This window comes from Franzmannia pantelleriensis, from assembly GCF_900102875.1.
Lineage (GTDB): Bacteria > Pseudomonadota > Gammaproteobacteria > Pseudomonadales > Halomonadaceae > Franzmannia > Franzmannia pantelleriensis.
This window is the reverse complement of record NZ_FNGH01000002.1, coordinates 163261-178761: the sequence shown is the minus strand read 5'-3', so window position 1 is coordinate 178761 and position 15501 is coordinate 163261. Positions and strand designations below refer to the sequence as shown.

The 15501-nt window shown below is 66.0% G+C and carries 13 protein-coding genes; 7 read left to right on the top strand and 6 right to left on the bottom strand.

The features are described from left to right. Window positions 1-30 precede the first annotated feature (30 nt). From truD to gap, 6 genes are all read right to left on the bottom strand, one after another. Window positions 31-1077 carry a tRNA pseudouridine(13) synthase TruD gene (gene truD, locus BLT16_RS02870; protein ID WP_089657022.1) on the bottom strand — a complete coding sequence of 349 codons (1047 nt, stop codon included), beginning with the start codon at window positions 1075-1077 and terminating at the stop codon, window positions 31-33. Then, window positions 1070-1555: a 2-C-methyl-D-erythritol 2,4-cyclodiphosphate synthase gene (ispF, locus tag BLT16_RS02865; protein ID WP_089657275.1), complete on the bottom strand. Its 486-nt coding sequence runs from the start codon at window positions 1553-1555 to the stop codon at window positions 1070-1072. The genes truD and ispF overlap by 8 nt, the downstream gene beginning before the upstream one ends. A gap of 2 nt (window positions 1556-1557) precedes the next feature. After that, on the bottom strand, window positions 1558-2289 hold the full coding sequence (ispD, locus tag BLT16_RS02860; protein WP_089657021.1) for a 2-C-methyl-D-erythritol 4-phosphate cytidylyltransferase: 732 nt from the start codon (window positions 2287-2289) through the stop codon (window positions 1558-1560). Next, window positions 2286-2633 carry a septum formation initiator family protein gene (locus BLT16_RS02855; RefSeq protein WP_089657020.1) on the bottom strand — a complete coding sequence of 116 codons (348 nt, stop codon included), beginning with the start codon at window positions 2631-2633 and terminating at the stop codon, window positions 2286-2288. The genes ispD and BLT16_RS02855 overlap by 4 nt, the downstream gene beginning before the upstream one ends. Window positions 2634-2758: 125 nt before the next feature. Continuing rightward, complete coding sequence (locus tag BLT16_RS02850) at window positions 2759-3922, bottom strand: GNAT family N-acetyltransferase (RefSeq protein WP_089657019.1); 1164 nt, start codon at window positions 3920-3922, stop codon at window positions 2759-2761. A 182-nt stretch (window positions 3923-4104) separates the two neighbouring features. After that, window positions 4105-5106, bottom strand: coding sequence for a type I glyceraldehyde-3-phosphate dehydrogenase (gene gap, locus BLT16_RS02845; RefSeq protein WP_089657018.1), 1002 nt, complete (start codon window positions 5104-5106; stop codon window positions 4105-4107). A gap of 184 nt (window positions 5107-5290) precedes the next feature. Between gap and edd the strand changes: the two genes are divergently transcribed. From edd to BLT16_RS02810, 7 genes are all read left to right on the top strand, one after another. Then, window positions 5291-7177 carry a phosphogluconate dehydratase gene (edd, locus tag BLT16_RS02840; RefSeq protein ID WP_089657017.1) on the top strand — a complete coding sequence of 629 codons (1887 nt, stop codon included), beginning with the start codon at window positions 5291-5293 and terminating at the stop codon, window positions 7175-7177. Window positions 7178-7179: 2 nt separating this feature from the next. After that, window positions 7180-8148, top strand: a complete 969-nt coding sequence (gene glk, locus BLT16_RS02835) for a glucokinase (RefSeq protein ID WP_089657016.1) — start codon at window positions 7180-7182, stop codon at window positions 8146-8148. 14 nt (window positions 8149-8162) lie between these two features. Then, complete coding sequence (locus tag BLT16_RS02830; RefSeq protein ID WP_089657015.1) at window positions 8163-9113, top strand: D-hexose-6-phosphate mutarotase; 951 nt, start codon at window positions 8163-8165, stop codon at window positions 9111-9113. Then, on the top strand, window positions 9110-9991 hold the full coding sequence (locus BLT16_RS02825) for an aldo/keto reductase (RefSeq protein ID WP_218124396.1): 882 nt from the start codon (window positions 9110-9112) through the stop codon (window positions 9989-9991). The genes BLT16_RS02830 and BLT16_RS02825 overlap by 4 nt, the downstream gene beginning before the upstream one ends. Window positions 9992-10110: 119 nt before the next feature. Beyond that, complete coding sequence (gene pgi, locus BLT16_RS02820; protein WP_089657014.1) at window positions 10111-11772, top strand: glucose-6-phosphate isomerase; 1662 nt, start codon at window positions 10111-10113, stop codon at window positions 11770-11772. After that, a complete protein-coding gene (locus BLT16_RS02815; RefSeq protein ID WP_089657013.1) occupies window positions 11769-12728 on the top strand; it encodes a carbohydrate kinase family protein in 960 nt (319 codons plus the stop codon). Before pgi ends, BLT16_RS02815 begins: the two co-directional genes overlap by 4 nt. A gap of 174 nt (window positions 12729-12902) precedes the next feature. After that, window positions 12903-15497 (top strand): GAF domain-containing protein, encoded by a 2595-nt coding sequence (locus BLT16_RS02810; protein WP_089657012.1) that lies wholly within the window; start codon window positions 12903-12905, stop codon window positions 15495-15497. Window positions 15498-15501 lie beyond the last annotated feature (4 nt).

Genomic DNA, 15501 nt, shown 5'->3' with positions numbered 1-15501 from the left:
CGCTCTCCCGCTAGCGGTGATGGTCGAAGGTCATAGGCTCGCATGGTCGATCAGCTCACGCAGCACCGCGGTGGCGAAAGCGCCCCGCGGCAACGCAAAGTCCAGCGTCAGCGATTGCGCCTCCCGCGACAGGCTAGGCTCGCCGAGTCGCACCCGCAGCGGACGGCGCCCCATGCGCACCCCGGCGCGCACCAGACCCTCGGCGAGTGCAGGCTCGGCAGCGATCACCGCCTGCTCGTGGGCCAGTGCCGCCGCGCTGGTCGCCGCGTCTCCGCTGCCCCATAACACCCCACTGGGATGCACGTCGAGGCGCGCGGCGCGCTCGAGCAGCGCGGCGTCTACGCTCGCGCTGGCAAACTGACTGGCGGTGCCGTCGAGCACCAGCAGCTCGCCGTCCAGCGGCGTGGCCCAGTCACCGGCAACAATGCGCCGGGCCAGCAGCTGGTTGAACAGGTAACTACGCGCGGTGGAAAGCAGCATGCCCTCGCGGTCCTCGCGCTTGCGCCAGCCCTTGGCGAGGATCGCCCGCGCCTTGGCCAGGTTGCGCCCCTCAGGGCCGAACCGCTGAGGGCCGAAGTAGTTGGGCACGCCGGCGTCGATCAGCCGCTGCCAGCGCGCCTCGAGCCGTGGGTCATCCACCACGGCACCGCTGAGACGCAGCGTAAAGCGGTTGGCACGATGCACGCCGCGCTTGAGTTTGCGCGGATGTCGCACTTGCTCGAGCAGCGTCACCGGCGTGTCGGCCAGCCGCTCGTCGAGGTCGGCGGGGGCCTGGCGCCCAGGAAGGTGCACCGACAGCCATTGGCGGGTCACCGCCACGCGATCCTTCATGCCGGCATAGCCGATGTCACGCGGCGTGACCTCGCAGGCCCGCGCCAACCGCCGCGCCAGCTCGAGGGTGCTGAGATCGCGTTTCTCGACCCACAGCCATAGGTGCTCGCCTTCGCCTTCGGGGGCGAAGTCGAGGCACTCCTCGACCCGAAAGTCCTCCGGCACGGCGCGGTACTCACCCTGCGGTGGGGAGCCGAACTCGGCCTCCAGCACCCGCGGCCAGACCGGCGGCCAGGGCTCACTCATGGTCGGCGCCGGCCATCAACAGCACCACTGCTTCGGCGGCAATGCCCTCACCACGACCGGTAAAGCCAAGTCGCTCGGTGGTGGTGGCCTTGACGTTGACTGCCCCTGACTCGATGCCGAGATCCGCGGCGATGTTGGCGGCCATGTTGGCCACATGCGGGGCCATCTTTGGTGCCTGGGCCATCAGCGTGGCGTCGAGGTTAGCGACCCGATAGCCGGCCTCGCGCACCAGGCCCATGACATGGCGCAGCAGATCGCGACTGTCGGCGCCGGCAAAGGCAGGATCGGTATCCGGGAAATGGCGGCCGATATCGCCCAGCGCACAGGCACCGAGCAGCGCGTCGCTGATTGCGTGCAGCAATACGTCGCCATCGGAGTGGGCGACGAAGCCATGGTCGAAAGGCATCCGCACCCCGCCGATGATCAGGTGGTCGCCGTCGCCGAAGCGGTGAACATCGAAGCCGTGGCCGATACGCAGGGTCATGTGCTTGCCTTGTGTTGCGCCGCCAACGGCGGATTGCGCGAGACCTGGGCGGCGAGGATCTGCTCGGCCAGCGCCAGGTCGTCGGGCTGGGTGATCTTGAGGTTGTTGCGGCGTCCCGCCACCAGCCGCGGTGCGCGGCCCATGGTCTCCAGCGCTGAAGACTCGTCAGTCAACGCCACGCCCTGAGCCAAGGCGGTGCGATAGGCCTCCCGCAGCAGGCCAAAGCATGCGCCCTGTGGCGTCAGCGCATGCCATAGCCCGTCGCGAAGCTCGGTGCCGGCTACCCGACCGTCGGCGGCGGCGCGTTTCATGGTATCGGCCACCGGGGCGGCCAGCAGCGCCCCGTCGGGCACCTCCCTCACTGCCGCCAGCAGTCGAATGAGATCGTCCGTCGCCACGCAGGGCCGGGCGGCATCGTGCACCAGCACCGCGTCGTCATCGGCCGCCTCGGAGGCGACTGCCGCCAGCGCCGCGACCACTGAATCGGCCCGTTCGGCACCACCGTCGATGCGCCGCCAGTCGGCGAAGGGCACCATCGAGGCGTCGAAGCGAGCATCGTCGCGGGCCAGGCACAGGCACAGCGTGGCCGCTGGAAAGGCCGCATGCAGCCGCGCCAGGGTCTGGGCCAGCACCGTGCGCCCGGCCAGCGGCAGATACTGTTTGGGGCACTCGGACTGCATGCGCCGCCCTACTCCGGCGGCCGGTACGATCAGCCATAGTCGGCTCATGGCGCGCCTTCCTCGCCTGCCTGAGTGGCCGACTGCAGGGCGCGCTGTTCGACGATAGCGCTCTCTGCCACCACGCCGGGCACCCAGTAGAACTGCTCGTCGGCACGCACCATACCGATGTCGCTGCGACCGCGCTCCTCGATGGCGTCGAGGCCGGTCTGCAGGTCGATGACCTCGGCGGCGAGGCGTGCGTTACGCGCGCGCAACGGCACGTTCTGCTCCTCCAGCGCATCGGCGCGGGCGCGAATGTCAGCCAGCTCCGCCACGCCACCGTCGCCGAACCACAGCTGATACTGCAGCAGCGCAATCAGGCCGATCAGCACAATGGCGAGCCACTTGAGCATGGAGACATCCTGTCGCGTAAATGATGGCCGGCATTATGCCACCAACGCTGCCGCTACCGCGACCCGCTAGCATTGCTCAGATGATTTGAGCGAGGGACGCTGACGGCAGGTCGAAGAGGAGGTCTTTACTGCGCCTTGAACGGCAGCGACGCAGCCGCATGCAGTCGGTAGGCCTCGACGTGGCGTCGCTCATCGTCGCAAAAGCGCGCCACGGCATCGCGCAGCCGCGGGTCGGCGATATGGTGCAGCGAGCGCAGCGCCACCGGCGCGAAGCCGCGGCTAAGCTTGTGTTCGCCCTGGGTGCCGGGGTCGAAGCGCCTCAGGCCGCGCTCGAGGCAATGCTCGATACCCTGGTAGTAGCAGGCTTCGAAGTGCAGACAGTCGGCGACCACCTCACTACCCCAGTAGCGACCATACAGGGTGTTCGCGCCTTGCAGGCAAAGCGCTGCCGCCACCGGCTTGCCCTCGACCCTGGCCTGAATCAGCACCAGTGTGTCCGGCAATGTCTCGTGCAGGCGCTGGAAGAACTCATGGGACAGATAGGGCTGCTGGCCGCGCTCGAGGTAGGTGATGCAGTAGCAGCGATAGAAGTGCGCCAGCGCCGCGGCGTCGATCTCTCGACCCACCAGGCGTCGAAGCGTCACGCCCTGCTCGGCGACCAGCCGGCGCTCACGGCGGATCGCCTTGCGCCGCTTGGTGGTCATGGCGGCGAGAAAGCCGTCGAAGTCGCCGAAACCACGATCCTGCCACTGAAACTGCACGCCGTGGCGCGTCAGCAGCGCCGGCCAGGCGGCCTGCCAGGCATCGACCTGATTGGCCGCGGCGAACAGCAGGTGCCAGCTGGAGCGCGGCTGAGCCTCGAGCACCGCCGCGAAGGCGCGCGCTGCTGCTAACGCATCGACCTCGGCGGACAGCGCCATGCGTGGCCCCGGCACCGGCGTGAAAGGAATCGCCGATAGTCCCTTGGGGTAGTAGGCGCCGCCGGCCCGCTCCCAGGCATCGGCCCAGGCCCAGTCGAAGACGTATTCGCCGCGCGAGTGGTACTTGTCGTAGTGCGGAAGAACACCCACCAGTCGTGGGCCCTGCCACAGGGTCAAATGCCGTGGCACCCAGCCGCTGGACTCGCCCACCGCCCCCGTGGTCTCGAGCGCATCGAGAAACTCATGGCGCAGAAAGGGGTGGTCGTCACCGACCAGCGCGTTCCAGTCGGCCCGCGGCACGGCGGTCATCGAGGCCACTTCGCGCACCTGCAGCATCGAGGCAGTAGGGGGAGATTCGAGACGGCTCATGCGCTCCTCACGGTGGCGACGTTGTCGCCCAGCATACTCTGCCGTTGTACAAACGCCACAGGGGCGCCCAAAGGCGCCCCTGTGGCGAGCAGAAGTAGGACATCATGCCGGCGCAACCGTGCGAGCGGAGCCGTGAGTGCGCGATGCGGCCGCGCCGGCATGATATCGCTACGCAGGGTGGATCAGCGCGCTGCGGCCATGGCCAGCGCGGTATCCAGCATACGGTTCGAGAAGCCCCATTCGTTGTCGTACCAGGCCATCACCTTGACCAGCCGACCATTGACGCGAGTGTGATTGGCGTCGAAGGTCGAGGAGTTGGGGTCGTGGTTGAAATCGATGGAGACCAGCGGCTGAGCGTTGACCGCCAGCACCTTGGAGCCCTCCGCGGCCTTGGCCACGATCTGGTTGATCTCTTCCTTGGTGGTGTCGCGCCCGGCGTTGAACACCAGATCGACCAGCGACACGTTGATCACCGGCACACGCACCGCCAGGCCGTCGAACTTGCCAGCCAGTTCCGGCAGCACCAGGCCCACCGCGGCGGCGGCGCCGGTCTTGGTGGGGATCATCGAATGCGTAGCACTGCGCGCGCGGTAGGGGTCGCTGTGGTAAACATCCGAAAGATTCTGATCGTTGGTGTAGGCATGCACCGTGGTCATCAGGCCGTTCTCGATACCCACCGCATCGTTGAGCGCCTTGGCCACCGGCGCCAGGCAGTTGGTGGTGCAGGAGGCGTTGGAGACAACCTTGTGCTCGGCGGTCAGCACGTCCTCATTGACACCGAACACCACGGTGGCGTCGGCATCGGGACTCGGCGCCGAGATCAACACCTGGCCGGCGCCGGCAGCAAGGTGCTTGGCGGCGGCATCACGTTTAGTGAACAGCCCGGTGCACTCCATCACCAGATCGACCCCGAGGCGCTGCCACGGCAGCTGCGCCGGGTCACGCTCGGAAAGGATGTGGATGCGGTCGCCGTCGATGCTCAAGCTCTCTTCGTCATGGTCGACCGGGAAAGGAAAATGGCCGTGAACGGTGTCATGCTTGAGCAAATGCGCGTTGAGCGACGGGTCGCCCAGGTCATTGATGGCGACCACCTGGACCTGCTGGCGGAAGCCGTTCTCGTAAAGCGCGCGGACCACGTTGCGGCCGATCCGGCCGAACCCGTTGATGGCGATACGTAACGTCATGGCGGCATCCTCGTGCGTTCTGTCGATAGCAGCTGTTATCCGCTGTCTGTTCGAGTGTAAAAGCGTCTTCTTGAAACTATACTACGTCTAAAACCTAATTTGGCCCAAAGGATGACGACATTCAAGGCATTTTTTTGGTAAATTTACCAACATTGCCACCACCCACCGTCTAGCGAGGTTGCTCATGGCCCCTTCAGCGCCGTCTCTCAATGCCACGGTCAGCCGTGTCACCGCCCGAATTCGTGAGCGCTCAGCCGAGCGCCGCGCCCTCTACGAGCAGCGCATGGCCGATCAGCACCGGCGAGGCGTTCACCGCGGCGAGCTCTCCTGCGGCAACCTGGCCCACGGCTTCGCCGCCTGCGGCGCCCAGGACAAGGATCAGCTAAAGCTGATGAATAGCGCCAACCTGGGCATCGTCTCAGCCTATAACGACATGCTCTCGGCTCACCAGCCACTCGAAACCTTTCCCGAGACCATCAAAGCCGCAGCACGCGCCATGGGCTCCACCGCCCAGTTCGCCGGCGGCGTCCCGGCGATGTGCGACGGCGTGACCCAGGGCCAGCCAGGCATGGAGCTGTCGCTGTTCTCACGCGACGTGATTGCCATGGCCACCGCCGTGGGGCTATCCCACAACATGTTCGATGCGGCACTCTACCTCGGAGTATGTGACAAGATCGTGCCGGGGCTGTTCATCGGCGCGGCGCGCTTCGGCCATCTGCCGGCGATGTTCGTGCCCGCCGGCCCCATGCCCAGCGGCCTGCCCAACAAGGAGAAGGCGCGGGTGCGTCAGCTGTTTGCCGAGGGCAAGGTCGGCCGCGACGCGCTGCTCGAGGCCGAGTCCGAGTCCTACCATAGCCCCGGCACCTGCACCTTCTACGGTACCGCCAACTCCAACCAGTTGATGATGGAGATGATGGGGCTGCACCTGCCGGGCACCTCCTTCGTCAACCCCGGCACCGAGATGCGCGAGGCGCTGACCCGCTTCGCCACCGAACAGGCGATCCGCAACAGCGAGCCCGGCGGCGAATATCGTCCCTTCTATCAACAGATCGACGAGCGCGCCATCGTCAATGCCATCGTCGGCCTGCTGGCCTCCGGCGGCTCTACCAACCATACCCTGCACCTGGTGGCGATGGCCGCCGCGGCAGGCATCACCATCGACTGGAACGACTTCACCGAGCTCTCTGCCGTCACGCCAAGCCTGATGCAGGTCTATCCCAACGGCCAGGCCGATATCAATCACTTCCAGGCCGCCGGCGGCATGAGCCTGTTGTTCCGCGAGCTGATCAATGCCGGCCTGATTCATAGCGATATCCCCACGGTGTTCGGTACCGACCTCACCGCCTACACCCAGGAGCCGTTCCTCGAGAATGGCAAGCTGGTGTGGCGTGAAGGGCCCGAGCAGAGCCTCGACAGCGAGGTGCTGACCTCGGTGGCCAAGCCGTTCGCCGCCACCGGCGGGCTCACCGTGCTGGACGGTAACCTGGGTCGCGGCGTGATCAAGATCTCCGCGGTCAAGCCCGAGCATCGCGTGGTCGAAGCGCCGATCAAGATCTTCGAGGACCAGAACGATCTCAAGGGCGCCTTCGAGGCCGGTGAGCTCGACCGCGATGTGATCGCCGTGGTGCGCTTCCAGGGCCCCAAGGCCAACGGCATGCCGGAGCTGCACAAGCTGACCCCCTACCTGGGCGTGCTGCAGGACCGCGGCTATAAGGTGGCACTGGTCACCGACGGGCGCATGTCCGGCGCCTCGGGCAAGGTGCCCGCGGCCATCCACATGAGCCCCGAAGCACTCGATGGCGGCCCGCTGGCCAAACTGCGTGACGGCGACATCGTGCGACTCGATGCCGATGCCGGCACCCTCGAGGTCAAGCTCGCCGCCGGCGAATGGGCCAACCGCGAACGTCGCATCGGCGATCTCGATCACTACCATGTAGGCCTCGGCCGCGAGCTGTTTGGTGGCTTCCGCCACTTGGCAATGCGCGCCGAGGAGGGGGCCGGGGTATTCGGCGGTTTCGAGGCCGACGACCTGGCGCGTCAGGTCGAGCAGATTCACGAAGAGGATGCCTGACCATGTCGCGACCGGCCCTGATCGGTGATATTGGGGGTACCAACGCCCGCTTCGCGCTGGTCACCCCGGGAGCTTTCGAGCCCCAGCATATCCTCAGCCTACCCTGCGCCGACTACCCAGGGCTGGTGGAGGCAGTACGCGACTACCTGGCGCGGGTCGAGCACGCCGGCGAGCAGGCGCCCCGCGAGGCGTGTCTGGCGTTTGCCTGTCCGGTACACAGCGATCGCATCCAGATGACCAACAACCACTGGGACGTCGCCAAGTCCGAGGTGCAGGCAGCGCTCGACCTGACGCTGTTCAAGACCCTCAACGACTTCACCGCCCAGGCCCTCGGCGTACCACACGTCGATGATCGAGAACTGGTCAGCATCAAACCCGGCCACGCCGATAGTCACGCCGCTCGACTGGTGATCGGTCCCGGCACCGGCCTGGGGGTGGCCGGCCTGGTGCCCGGTCGCCAGGCCTGGATCCCGCTGCCCGCTGAGGGCGGGCATGTCACCTTCGCCCCCACCGATGAGCGCGAGCAGAACCTGCTGCGCTATTTCCGCAATCGCTATGGGCGCGTGTCGGTGGAACGCATCTTATGTGGTCAGGGGCTGGCAGACCTGTATGCGGCTCACTGCTCGCTGAAGGGCGCTACGCCGCGCTACAGCTCCCCTGCCGAGGTCACCGCAGCGGCCAACCAGGGCGATGCCGTGGCCACGGACACCGTCAAGCGCTTCCTCAAGGTACTCGGCGACGTCTGCGGCGATGCCGCCCTGACCCTGGGCGCCCGAGGCGGCGTCTACCTGTGCGGGGGCATCATGCCGCGCCTGATCGACTGGGTGCCGCGTAGCCGCTTCGGCGAGGCCTTTGCCGACAAGGGGCGCATGAACGCCTACAATGCCGAAATTCCGGTGCGGGTCGTCACCGCGCCCTGGACCGGCTTGCTGGGCGCAGCCGAGGCCCTGCACAATCCCGAGGTTGATTGACTGTTGGAGGTGGCATGATCCCCGAGTCGCTGCGCGCACTGCTCGACGACACCCAAGGCCAGCGCCATACCGAATGGGCCGGCCGTGAGGTATGGCTGGCCAACGAGCCCTGGGGCGAGCTGGCGGTCTCGCTGCAGGGTGCTCAGGTATTACACTTTCTCCCGTCGCCCGAAACCGCGACAGCTGAAGGCTCTCTACCGTCGCCCGAAACCGCGACAGCTGAAGGCTCTCGCTGCGCCGACGCAGGCGGCTGGCTATGGGTAACGCCCACCCCGCAGGATCTGCCTGGGGCGATTCGCGGTGGGATTCCGCTGTGCTGGCCGTGGTTTGCCGACGAACACACCGCCGATGAGTCGCCGGACCGTTCGGGGCCGATGCACGGCCCGGCACGCAAGGCCAGTTGGATCCTGGAAGCCGTCGACGAGCACGACGGCGGCGTCGAGCTGCACCTTTCACCGGCCGAACGCCTGCACAGCCAGCTGGCCCCGCGGGCAGTGATCCAGGCCAACGCTCAGCGACTGCACGTCGAGCTGGTCACCGAGCATCGCGGCGAGACACCGGTCAAGTTCAGCGCCGCACTGCACAGCTACTTCGCCGTCGGCGACGTGCACGGCTGCCGCGTCGAAGGGCTGGCCGGCGCCCGCTACCTGGACAAGCTGGCCGGCTTCGCCGAGTGCGACCAGCAGGGCGAGCTAGGCGTCCGCGGGTCGCTGGACCGCATCTATCACTCCAACCGCGAGGTGGTACTCGACGACGGCAACCGTCGCCTGCGCGTGGCCAAGCAGGGCAGCGACTCCACGGTGATCTGGCATCCCGATACCGAGCTGCCCGACGATACCCCCGCCGATGCCGGCCGCCACTTCCTGTGCATCGAGGCCGCCTGCACCCGCCTCGATCCGGTGTGGCTGGTACCCGGCGCTCAGCACCTGCTGGGCACCACCCTGAGCCTGGAGGAGCAGCCATGAACAGCCCCGAGGCCCCGCAGATTGACACCCCCTTCCTGCTCGGCATGATGCGTCTGCACGAGCATGAAGAGCTGCACGCCCCCGAGCGCCTGGCCGACTGGATCGAGGCACGCCTCGACCAGGGCCTCGACTGGTTCGATCACGCCGACATCTACGGCGACCGCCGTGCCGAGACGCTGTTTGGCGAGGCACTTCGCGCCCGCCCGAGTCTCGCCGCTCGGGTCAAGGTGGTCACCAAGGCCGGGATCGTCACCCCCGGCCGCGATACGTCCAGTTACGGCGTCAAGCACTACGACAGCTCGCCGGCCTACCTGAATGCCGCCATCGATGCCTCGCTGAGCCGGCTCGGCGTAGCGCGCCTCGAGCACTTTCTGCTGCACCGCCCCGACCCGCTGATGGACGTCGAGGCCACCGCCGGCGCCCTGGATGCCGCTATCGATGCCGGCAAACTCGGCGCCGTCGGCGTCTCCAACTTCCTGCCCGAGCAGTGGCGCCGCCTGCAGGGCACCATGCGCCATCGCCTGACCTGCCATCAGCTGCAGCTGTCGCTGGCCCACCCCGAGCCGCTGTTCGACGGTCTGTTCGATGCGCTGATCCGCGACGGCCTGCGCCCCCTGGCGTGGTCACCGCTGGGTGGCGGGGTGGTATTCGAGGACGTCCTCGGCGAGTGCCTGTCACGGCTCTCACCGCAGTTCGAGACCAGCGCCGCCGGCCTCGCGCTGGCCTGGCTACGCGCCCTGCCCGGCTCACCGGTGCCGGTGATCGGCACCCTGCGCGGCGAACGCATCGAGGAGCTCAAGGCCGGCGCCAAGCTCAAGCTTGAACGCAGCACCTGGTACGCACTGCTCGAGGAGGCGCGTAGCGAGCGAGTCGCCTGAGCGACTCGCCGCCCTAAGCTGGATCCCGGGCGCGAAGCTGACACGATTCACTCTAATAGCGTTCTGACATTGCCGCCGATCTCGCCTATCGACGACACCTACAACAACAGGAGACACGCATGTTCCAACTGACCCGAAGTGTGACCTGGCAAGCCCTCGAGCGGCTGCACCAGAAGACCCGCGACGATCGCATCCGTGACTACTTCAGCGCCGATCCGCAGCGCTTCGAGAAGATGAGCCTGCGCGTCGGTGGCCTGTTTCTCGACTACTCCAAGCACCAGGTCTCCGACCAGGTGCTTGCCAAGCTGCTCGAACTGGCCGACCACTCGGCGCTGGTGCAGCGCCGCGCCCAGATGTTCTCCGGCGATATCATCAACGTCACCGAAGACCGCCCGGTCCTTCACACCGCATTGCGCAACCTCAGCGACGAGCCGGTCTATGTCGACGGCGAGGATGTGATGCCCGAGATTCAGCGCACCCGCGAGCAGATCAAGCGCTTCTCCGAGGAGGTGCGCAGCGGCGAATGGAAGGGCTACAGCGGCAAGCGCATCAAGGACGTGGTCAACATCGGCATCGGCGGCTCGGATCTCGGCCCCAACATGGCCTGCCGAGCGCTGCTCAAGTACCGCCATCCGGAGCTCAGCTTCCACTTCGTCTCCAACGTCGACGGCACCCATATCCAGAAGGTACTCAGCCGGCTCGATCCAGCCACCACCCTGTTCATCGTCTCGACCAAGACCTTCTCCACCCAGGAGACGCTGCTCAACGCCAAGAGCGCGCGGCGCTGGTTCCTCGACAACGCCGGTGAAGACGCCGATGTCGGCGCCCACTTCATTGCCGCCTCCACCAACCGTCGCGCGGCCATGGACTTCGGCATCCGCGAGGAGAATGTCTTCGAGTTCTGGGCCTGGGTTGGCGGTCGCTACTCGATGTGGTCCTCCATCGGCCTCCCCATTGCGCTATCGATCGGCTTCGAGGGCTTCATGGAGCTGCTCGAGGGCGCCCATGAAATGGACCGTCACTTCATCGAGGCGCCCTTCGCCGAGAACATGCCAGTGCTAATGGCGCTGATCGGTATCTGGTACATCAACTTCGTCGGCGCCGAGACCCAGGCCGTGGTGCCCTACGACCAGGCTCTGCATCAGCTACCGTCGTTCCTCCAGCAGCTCGACATGGAGTCCAACGGCAAGTCGGTGGATATTTTCGGCCATCCGGTCAACTACAAGACCGGGCCAATCGTCTGGGGCCAGACCGGCTCCAACGGCCAGCACGCCTTCTTTCAGCTGCTGCATCAGGGCACCCGCTACGTGCCCATCGACTTCATTGCCTCGCTCAAGCCCGAGCCCGACTTCGAGGACCACCATTTCGCACTGCTGACCAACATGCTGGCCCAGGCCAACGCCTTCATGGAGGGCAGCCAGGGCGACACCCGCGGGCATAGCCAGCTCGACCCCTACAGCTGCCCCGGCAACCGTCCGTCGAGCACGCTGCTGCTGGATGAGCTGACGCCCAAGAACCTCGGCGCGCTGATCGCCCTCTACGAGCACAAGGTATTCGTCCAGGGAGTGATCTGGAACATCAACTCCTTCGACCAATGGGGCGTGCAGCTCGGCAAGCGCATTGCCGGCGAGATCAGCGAGCGCATCGACACCAACGCCAGCGACTTCGATGCCTCGACCCAGGGGCTGCTGCAGTTGGTACGCCGCCACTTCCCCGATCACGCCACGCCTGCCAAGGGCAAAACCAAAGGCAAGCGCGGCAAACAGGAGACCTCCCCATGATGCCGGTCATCGCCTTCGGCGAGGCACTCGTCGACATGCTCTCCAGTCGCCTCGGTGACGCCGAGGCTGGCACCCACGAGACCTTTACCCCCTACGCCGGCGGTGCCCCAGCCAACGTGGCGGTAGCCTGCGCGCGACTCGGCGTGCCGAGCCGTTTCCTGGGCATGCTGGGGGATGACTACTTCGGCGATTTCCTGGCTGGCGAGCTCGCCGCCCACGGCGTCGATACTCGCGGTGTAGTGCGCACCCGCGCGGCGCGCACGGCGCTGGCCTTCGTCTCTCGCGATGCCGCCGGGGAGCGAACCTTCGACTTCTACCGCCCCCCCGCCGCCGACCTGCTTTATCGCCTAGAGCACCTACCGGCAGGCGTCTTCGCCGAGCCAGCCATCGTGCACGTCTGCACCAACAGCCTCACCGAGCCCGAGATCGCCGATACCACCTTGGCCTTGGCCGATATGGCGGCCAAGGCCGGGTCGCTGGTCAGCGTCGATGCCAACCTGCGTCATAACCTATGGGCGACGGGCAGCGCAGATATCAGCCTGGTGACCCAACTGCTCGACCGCGCCCAGTTGATCAAGCTGTCCCGCGATGAGCTCGACTACCTGCGCGCCGACCATCCCGCTGACGCCTGGATCAACGAGCGCCTGGCCGCCGGGGTCAAACTTGCCGTGATCACCGACGGCCCTGGCAGCGTCGAGGCCTTCGGTGCGGAGCTGCACCTGGCGGTTGCGCCACCACAGGTCCAGGCGGTGGATACCACCGCCGGCGGTGACGCCTTCATCGGCGGTCTGCTGGCGATGCTCGCCGAGGCCCCGGATGAGCACTGGTGGCAGGATGGCGCGCGTCTGACCAACTACCTCGAGGTCGCATGCCGCTGCGGCGCCCATGCGGTGACCCGCCCGGGCGCCTACGCCGCCCTGCCGACGCGGCAAGACCTCAAGGCGCTGCGCGGCTGACCTATAGCCTGTTGCCCCTGGCCTGGGAAGAGTGACTACCAAAGGCTGGGTAAGAGGCATCTGAGGGATAAAGAATTACGGTAAACTGTCGATATCACTCTACACGCCGCAAGTTTCGGCGTTGCGGTTGGCCGATCCCTGATCGGCCAACCGGAAGAGTCGACAGGAGAGCCCATGCGCCCGCCAGAATCCCCCGAAGACGAAGCGCTGCGGCTCGCTGCCCTTCACTCGCTCAAGCTGCTAGACACCCCAGCAGACGAGGGCTTCGACACCCTCACCGACCTCGCCCGCGATCTGTTCAACGTGCCCATCGCTCTGGTCTCGCTAGTCGACGAGCAACGCCAGTGGTTCAAGTCATGCAACGGACTTGGCACGCGCGAAACACACCGCGACATCTCCTTCTGCGGGCATGCGATAGTGGCCAATGCGCCGCTGATCATCGAAGATACCCTCGAACATCCCGACTTTGCCGATAACCCGCTGGTTACCGGCGAGCCGTTCATTCGCTTCTATGCCGGCTTCCCGCTGCGGCCCCTCGACGGCCATGCGATTGGCACCCTGTGCCTGATCGATACCCGGCCACGCGGCCTCGACATGGCTCAGCAGCGCCGTCTCACGCGCCTCGCCACCCAGGCCGAGGAACTGCTGCGACTGCACGCTCTGCGCCAGCAGGAGCAGGAAGAGCAGTGCCGCAGCCAGCAGCTGTCAGGGCTACTGAGCTCGATCCTGCAAGGCAGCCGTGACCCCATCTATGCCCGTGACCGTCGCGGCCGCTACCTGATCGCCAACCAGGCCTGCTATCAGTTGTTGGGCATCACGGCCGACGACTACCGTGCGCTGGTGGCATCGATGACACCCGAACAGCGCGGCGATTTCGACATTGCCGACTATCTGCCGATGGAGGTAGTAAACATACTCCGCGATGCCGATGCCCAGGTCATCGCCGAGAACCGTACCCAGCGCGTTGCCCTGCCACCAATCGCGGGCCGGCGATTCAGCGTCACCAAGTCGCCGTTGCAGAATGACCAGGAGCAGCCCAGCGGGGTGGTCAGCGTCGCCCATGACATCACCGAATCGCACCGCCAGGCGTCGCTGCTCAAGATCCTGCACCAGGGCATTACCGACTACCAGGCACTGATCTCCGGCGACCGGCTGTGGACCTTCCTGATGGAGGCGCTGCGCGAACTCACCGACAGCGACTATGCGCTGATCGGCGAGGTGCTCCCTAAACGCCAGGCACCGGCGCTCAAGATTCATGCCATCACCGACCTGTCGTGGAGCGACGAGTCGCGACGGCTGATGGAAAAGCTGCGCTCCGGGGACATGCTGCTGACCAACCCCGACAGCCTGCTCGGTCGGGTCTTCGCCTACGGCGAGACCGTGCTCACCAATGATCTACCCAAGCACCCGCATCGCGGCGGCTTCCCGCCCGGCCACCCGCCGCTGCACAACTATCTCGGGGTGCCCATCCTTGACGGTGACAAGGTAATCGGGATGTATGCCATCTCGAATGGGCATAGCGCCTACGATCAGGATACCCTCGAGTGGCTGCAGCCCTTTACCGCCACCTGCTCGCTGCTGATTAACCTCTATCGCCATACCCGCGAACTCTCCCAGGCCCGCGACCAGGCCGAACACGCCAACCGCGCCAAGAGCGACTTTTTGTCATCGATGAGCCATGAGCTACGCACGCCGCTGAATGCCATCATCGGCTTCGCCCAGCTGCTCGCCAGCGGTCGCAAGTCGCCGCTCAATGAACGTCAGCTACGCCAGGTGCAGCAGATCCAGAAGAGCGGCGATCATCTGCTCAGCCTGATCAATGAGGTCCTCGATCTGGCCAAGATCGAGGCCGGTCATCTGCATCTGTCGCTGGAGGACATCCTGCTTGACGACGTTATTCGGGACGCCACCGAGACCCTCGACGCCTCTGCCACGGCGGTGGGTATCCATCTCGACAAGACCGTGCCGGACAGCATGCTGGCGGTGCATGCCGACTACACTCGGGTCAAGCAGGTACTGCTCAACCTGCTGTCCAACGCTATCAAATACAATCATCCGGGTGGTCGGGTGCATGTGCATACCGAGTCGTACGGCGAGTACGTGCGCGTGGTGGTCAGCGATACCGGGATCGGCGTTGCACCCGAGCGCCAACGCGAGCTGTTCGAGCCGTTCAACCGCCTCGATGCCGAGGACTCCGCCATCGAGGGCACCGGGATCGGCCTGGCCCTGACCAAGGAGCTTGTCGAGCGCATGGCGGGCAGTCTGGGAGTCGAGAGCGAACCCGAGCAGGGCAGCCGCTTCTGGTTCGAGCTGCCGGTCAGCAGCGGACACCAGGCCAGCAACACGCCACGCCACGACGCCACTACCAGCGTCAACATTCACCCGCACCAACGGATTCTCTATATCGAGGACAATCCGGCCAATCAGCGGCTGATGGACGATGTCTTCCACGACCATCTGGGTCTCGAACTGGTCACCGCCGCCTCCGCCGAAATCGGCCTCGAGCTGACACGCCACCAGCCACCGGTGCTGATTCTGATGGACATCGACCTGCCCGGAATGAGCGGTCTCGAAGCCTACCGTTTACTCCAGCGGCATACGCCGACCCGCGATATCCCGGTGGTCGCGGTCTCGGCCAACGCCCAGGCGTCGGATATCCGCCGAGCCCTGCGCGCGGGATTTGCCGCCTATCTAACCAAGCCGATCGACGTTGAGCAGCTACGCCGCGAAATTGCACGACAGCTCGCCACCGGAAAGCATCAGGAATAGCCGA

What these genes read in the sequence shown, in the direction of transcription:
- truD (WP_089657022.1), bottom strand. Translation starts at nt 1,077, where the DNA reads ATGAGTGAGCCCTGGCCGCCGGTCTGGCCGCGGGTGCTGGAGGCCGAG.
- ispD (WP_089657021.1), bottom strand. Translation starts at nt 2,289, where the DNA reads ATGAGCCGACTATGGCTGATCGTACCGGCCGCCGGAGTAGGGCGGCGC.
- BLT16_RS02855 (WP_089657020.1), bottom strand. Translation starts at nt 2,633, where the DNA reads ATGCTCAAGTGGCTCGCCATTGTGCTGATCGGCCTGATTGCGCTGCTG.
- BLT16_RS02850 (WP_089657019.1), bottom strand. Translation starts at nt 3,922, where the DNA reads ATGAGCCGTCTCGAATCTCCCCCTACTGCCTCGATGCTGCAGGTGCGC.
- gap (WP_089657018.1), bottom strand. Translation starts at nt 5,106, where the DNA reads ATGACGTTACGTATCGCCATCAACGGGTTCGGCCGGATCGGCCGCAAC.
- edd (WP_089657017.1), top strand. Translation starts at nt 5,291, where the DNA reads ATGGCCCCTTCAGCGCCGTCTCTCAATGCCACGGTCAGCCGTGTCACC.
- glk (WP_089657016.1), top strand. Translation starts at nt 7,180, where the DNA reads ATGTCGCGACCGGCCCTGATCGGTGATATTGGGGGTACCAACGCCCGC.
- BLT16_RS02830 (WP_089657015.1), top strand. Translation starts at nt 8,163, where the DNA reads ATGATCCCCGAGTCGCTGCGCGCACTGCTCGACGACACCCAAGGCCAG.
- BLT16_RS02825 (WP_218124396.1), top strand. Translation starts at nt 9,110, where the DNA reads ATGAACAGCCCCGAGGCCCCGCAGATTGACACCCCCTTCCTGCTCGGC.
- pgi (WP_089657014.1), top strand. Translation starts at nt 10,111, where the DNA reads ATGTTCCAACTGACCCGAAGTGTGACCTGGCAAGCCCTCGAGCGGCTG.
- BLT16_RS02815 (WP_089657013.1), top strand. Translation starts at nt 11,769, where the DNA reads ATGATGCCGGTCATCGCCTTCGGCGAGGCACTCGTCGACATGCTCTCC.
- BLT16_RS02810 (WP_089657012.1), top strand. Translation starts at nt 12,903, where the DNA reads ATGCGCCCGCCAGAATCCCCCGAAGACGAAGCGCTGCGGCTCGCTGCC.